This window comes from Acinetobacter lwoffii (genome assembly GCF_052078135.1).
GTDB lineage: Bacteria > Pseudomonadota > Gammaproteobacteria > Pseudomonadales > Moraxellaceae > Acinetobacter > Acinetobacter lwoffii_Z.
Genome location: NZ_JBQGUZ010000068.1, coordinates 1 through 770, shown reverse-complemented (window position 1 = coordinate 770; position 770 = coordinate 1). Strand labels below are relative to the sequence as shown.

The window sequence follows — 770 nt, the reverse complement described above, 5'->3', positions numbered from 1 at the left end:
CCTTCAGCCACACGTGCCACCGCCAGATCACCGCCTTTTTCTACACCGGCCGCAATCGCCTCAAATACCGCTTCACCGCAGAGCATGCCGGATTTCATCGCAGTATGTGAGCCCTTGATCTTGGCAAAGTTCAGGAAGCCGGCATCATCACCAATCAAAGAACCACCCGGGAAGGTGAATTTTGGTAATGAGTTAAAACCACCTTTGGTCACAGCACGCGCACCATAAGAAATACGCTTACCACCTTCCAGATACTGCTTGATCAATGGATGGGTTTTCCAGCGCTGCATTTCCATGAAGGGATACATATGCGGGTTGGTGTAAGACAGATCTACGATCATGCCCAGAGTCACCTGGTTATTCTCAGCATGGTATAACCACCAGCCACCTGAAGAACCAGTTTCATTTAGTGGCCAGCCGGCACCGTGCATCACCAGACCCGGTTTATGCTTGGCAGGATCGATTTCCCAAAGCTCTTTAATGCCGATACCGTAGTGTTGCGGATCAGCGTCCTTGTCCAGGTTGAACTTCTGGATCAGACGTTTACCTAAGTGACCACGACAGCCTTCAGCGAAAATTGTGTATTTGGCATGCAGTTCATAACCCGGGGTAAAGTTATGCGTTGGTTCGCCATCTTTACCAATACCCATATCACCGGTTTGGATGCCTTTGACTGTACCATCGGCATGATACAGAATTTCAGACGCGGCAAAGCCCGGAAAGATCGACACTTCCAGTTCTTCGGCTTTCTGGCCTAACCAGCGCACCAC

The 770-nt window shown here is 50.3% G+C and carries 1 protein-coding gene; it reads right to left on the bottom strand.

Features of this window, described 5'->3' with window-relative positions; all coding sequences use genetic code 11:
* Window positions 1-770, bottom strand: a 770-nt coding sequence (locus tag ACTL4S_RS16430; protein ID WP_441299682.1) for an NAD(P)/FAD-dependent oxidoreductase, incomplete at both ends; no start/stop codon positions are given.